Source organism: Mesorhizobium sp. (assembly GCF_004962925.1).
Lineage (GTDB): Bacteria > Pseudomonadota > Alphaproteobacteria > Rhizobiales > Rhizobiaceae > Mesorhizobium.
Genome location: NZ_SUEO01000052.1, coordinates 1 through 4,345, shown reverse-complemented (window position 1 = coordinate 4,345; position 4,345 = coordinate 1). Strand labels below are relative to the sequence as shown.

3 protein-coding genes are annotated in these 4,345 nt (G+C 65.8%); all 3 read left to right on the top strand.

What is annotated here, in order from left to right; translation table 11 throughout:
• Nucleotides 1-702: tol-pal system protein YbgF (gene ybgF / locus E5W87_RS13105; RefSeq protein WP_292397799.1), on the top strand; the 702-nt coding region annotated here is incomplete at its 5' end.
• A complete protein-coding gene (gene tilS / locus E5W87_RS13100; RefSeq protein WP_292397797.1) occupies nt 696-2,105 on the top strand; it encodes a tRNA lysidine(34) synthetase TilS in 1,410 nt (469 codons plus the stop codon). The genes ybgF and tilS, both read left to right, overlap by 7 nt.
• 123 nt (nt 2,106-2,228) lie before the next feature.
• A complete protein-coding gene (ftsH, locus tag E5W87_RS13095; protein WP_292397795.1) occupies nt 2,229-4,157 on the top strand; it encodes an ATP-dependent zinc metalloprotease FtsH in 1,929 nt (642 codons plus the stop codon).
• Nucleotides 4,158-4,345: the final 188 nt, after the last annotated feature.

Here is a 4,345-nt window from a genome sequence, read left to right as displayed (position 1 = left end):
AGCGTCGCCGAGGCTCCGGCGACGCACGCCCCGGCCGATGCGGGCACACCGCCCGCCGGCGCCCAGGGCGAGGACGTCATCGTCGGATCGCCGACGGGCGAACCCGGCAGAGTGATCCCGGGCACGCCGCCGAAGACGTTCGGCACAATCACCGTCGACAAGAACGGCAATGTGGTCGACGCCGACGGCAACACGCAGGCTCATGCACCGGCGCAGAACACCGCCCCAGCCACTAACGGTCAAGCCGCCGGCGACCAAGCCACTGGCGCCCAGGCCGGCAAGTCCGACGATACGGTGGTCGCGGCGCTGCCCGCCACCGACAACCCGGAGGAGCTTTACCGCAACTCCTACCAGTTCATCCTGTCGGGCGACTACAGCACTGCCGAACAGGGTTTTCGCGACCACATCGCCCGCTTCCCCAAGGACGCCAAGGCGGCGGACGCGCATTACTGGCTTGGTGAGTCGCTGCTCGGCCAGCAGAAATACCGCGACGCGGCCGAGACTTTCCTCGCCGCCAGCAAGGACTATCCTAAGGCCAAGAAGGCTCCCGATATGCTGCTGAAGCTCGGTGTGTCGCTGGTCGGATTGAACCAACGCGACGTGGCCTGCGCCACTTTCGGCGAGATCGGCAAGCGCTATCCCAACGTTTCCGGCGCGCTTAAGGAACGCGTCAAGCAGGAAAGGGCGCTCGCGGCGTGCTGACGCTCGAAACCGAGCCTGACCTTTCGGTTTTTTCGCAGATCGACTTTACCAACGGCGCTGTTGCGGCCGTGTCCGGCGGCAGCGACTCGACCGCCCTTCTCCTTCTTCTGAAAGATCACCTCGACCGCAGCGCGCCCGCAACGAAATTGCTGGCTGTGACGATCGACCACAATCTGCGGCCAGGCTCGGCAGCGGAAGCGCAAGCCGTGGCCAGGCTTTGCGCCGCGCGCGGTATTGCCCACCGCATCATCGTCTGGTCCGGGCGCAAGCCGTCGACCGGCCTGCCGGCTGCCGCGCGAGAGGCACGCTACCGGCTGCTGGCCGAGGCAGCGCAGGCGGAAGGCATCAGCCTGATCCTGACCGGCCACACTGCCGACGATCAGGCCGAGACCGTGCTGATGCGGAACGCGCGCCAGGAGGGGCCGCGAGAGGCAGGGCGAGGCCTAGCCGGCATGGCACCGGCCACCCTCTACGACTGGCGGATATGGATCGTACGACCGCTTCTCGGCACACGGCGGGCGGCGCTGCGCGAAGGCTTGCGGCGCGCAAATGTCGGCTGGGTCGAAGATCCGACCAATGACGACGAGGCTTTCGAGCGGCCGCGCATCCGCGCAGCGCTTGCCGACGGCAATGGTGCGCAGCGCGTGGCGGATGCGGTGGCGCTGGCCGCGCGGGCCGCCGTGGAGCGCGAGCAGCTTGGCCGTCGCGCGGCCGCGTTGATCCGTGACTTTGCCAGCAGGCCCGCTGATGGCCTTATCCGTCTCGATCCGGGGTTTGCGACGGCCGGCGACGAGCCGGCGGCCGTCTACGCGCTGCGTATCCTGCTGGCGACTGTCGGCGGCGTTGCCTTTCTGCCCGACCAGGCGCGCAGCGAGGCGCTGTTCGCCCGGCTGAGGCCCGGGCCATCTTGCGTGTTGCCATTTTGTGCTACCCCGTTTTGCGCCACATTGTCGCGGACAGTGGTCGACGCACGGCGTGCCGGCATTTTCCTGCGTCGCGAAACCCGCAACCTGCCGCCCGCTGCTCCTGCCGTGGACGATGCTCTCTGGGACGGTCGCAGGAGGATCACATTGGGCGACGAGCCAGGTGCATTTTTGATTGCGCCGCTCGGCGCGGCTCGTGCCGCAAAACGGGAAATTGCCGAAGACGGCACGCCGCCAAGCCTTGTCCGCGCGGCCCTGGCGGCCGAGCCGGTGTTGTGGCGCTCAAATGAACATCCGGGCGAAAGCCTTGGTCCGGTGCAGGACAGCCCGGCCTTGCCGCGAATGGTGGTATCTCAGGTCGTCGCGCCCTTTGCCCGCTTCCTGCCGTCCTTCGACCTGGCGCCGGCCGGAACTGTCGCCGCGCTGATCGGCGCGCCGCCCCTTCCTACCACGCCTTTCAGCGGCCACACTGCCGGCTGATGATGGGCGAAAGCTTAACCGCGACATGCTGTTCTGCTTGGCAAGGGAGAACGCCATCCCTATGTTAGACCCAAGTTTCCTCTCACGACGCGTGTCCGCCAGCGGACGCCAACGGGACAATTGATGAATCCGAATTATCGCAATCTCGCCCTCTGGGCGATCATAGCGGTCCTGCTCATCGCTCTCTTCAATCTGTTCCAGACGCCGCAGACGCGCGGAGCGGCGAGCGATGTCCCCTATTCGCAGTTCCTGCAGGATGTCGCGGCCGGCCGGGTCAAGACGGTGACCATCGCGGGTGCCCGCATTTCCGGTACCTACACCGACACCTCCACCGGCTTCCAGACCTATTCGCCGGGAGATCCGTCGCTGGTTTCGAGGCTGCAGGACAAGAACGTCACCATCAACGCGCGCCCCGAATCCGACGGTTCCAATTCGCTGTTCGGCTATCTCATCTCCTGGCTGCCGATGATCCTCATCCTCGGCGTCTGGATATTCTTCATGCGCCAGATGCAGTCCGGCTCCGGCCGCGCCATGGGCTTCGGCAAGTCGAAGGCCAAGCTTTTGACCGAGGCGCATGGCCGCGTCACCTTCCAGGATGTCGCCGGCGTTGACGAAGCCAAGCAAGATCTGGAAGAGATCGTCGAATTCCTGCGTGATCCGCAGAAGTTCCAGCGGCTTGGCGGCAAGATTCCGCGCGGCGTGCTGCTCGTCGGCCCTCCCGGAACCGGCAAGACGCTGCTCGCCCGTTCGGTCGCCGGTGAAGCCAACGTGCCGTTCTTCACCATTTCCGGCTCGGACTTCGTCGAGATGTTCGTCGGCGTCGGCGCCAGCCGCGTCCGCGACATGTTCGATCAGGCCAAGAAGAATGCGCCCTGCATCATCTTCATCGACGAAATCGACGCGGTCGGCCGCCATCGCGGCGCCGGGCTCGGCGGCGGCAATGACGAACGCGAGCAGACGCTAAACCAGTTGCTGGTCGAGATGGACGGCTTCGAATCCAACGAAAGCATCATCCTGATCGCCGCCACCAACCGGCCGGACGTGCTCGACCCGGCGCTGCTCAGGCCCGGCCGTTTCGACCGCCAGGTGGTGGTGCCGAACCCCGACATCGTCGGCCGCGAGAAGATCCTGAAGGTGCATGTGCGCAACGTGCCGCTGGCGCCCAATGTCGACCTCAAGGTGATCGCACGCGGCACCCCGGGCTTTTCCGGCGCCGACCTGATGAACCTCGTCAACGAATCCGCCCTGATGGCGGCACGGCGCAACAAGCGCCTTGTCACCATGGCCGAGTTCGAGGACGCCAAGGACAAGATCATGATGGGCGCCGAGCGCCGCTCGTCGGCCATGACCCAGGCCGAGAAGGAGCTCACCGCTTATCACGAGGCCGGCCACGCCATCCTGGCGCTGAACGTGCCGTCGGCCGATCCGCTGCACAAGGCGACCATCATCCCGCGCGGCCGGGCGCTTGGCATGGTCATGCAGTTGCCGGAAGGCGACCGCTATTCGATGAGCTACAAATACATGATCTCGCGCCTAGCCATCATGATGGGCGGCCGCGTCGCCGAGGAGTTCAAGTTCGGCAAGGAGAACATCACCTCGGGCGCCTCCTCGGACATCGAGCAGGCGACCAAGCTGGCGCGCGCCATGGTCACGCGCTGGGGCTTCTCCGACAAGCTCGGCCACGTCGCCTATGGCGACAACCAGGAAGAGGTTTTCCTCGGCCATTCGGTGGCGCGCACGCAGAACGTCTCGGAAGAGACGGCGCAGATTATCGACGCCGAAGTGCGCCGGCTGATCGACGAGGCCTATTCGACGGCGAAATCCATCCTGACCAAGAAGAAGAGGGAGTGGATCGCGCTGGCGCAGGGCCTTTTGGAGTACGAGACGCTGTCAGGCGAGGAGATCAAGCAGTTGATCGCCGGCCACAAGCCCGCCCGCGATCTCGGCGACGACACGCCGCCGAGCCGCGGCTCGGCCGTGCCGAAGTCCGGCAGCCGCCGCAAGAAGGGTCCGGAGCCCGAAGGCGGCATGGAGCCCCAGCCGTCAAGCTAAGGACCACTCAAGAGGTTGATTTCGAAACGCCGCGGCTTGAACCGCGGCGTTTCGGCCGGCAAAGGCTTGCGCGGTCGGCTGAAAAGTCCGTCGGTCGCAGCATAGCTCTCCAACCGCGTTGGGGGCGATCAATCGCAGATGTCTGCGCCGCCCCTCATCGCCCTGCCGGGCACTTCTCCCCGAATAGA

Excerpts from the sequence above, each read along its gene's own strand:
- ftsH (WP_292397795.1), top strand. The coding sequence starts at position 2,229 with ATGAATCCGAATTATCGCAATCTCGCCCTCTGGGCGATCATAGCGGTC.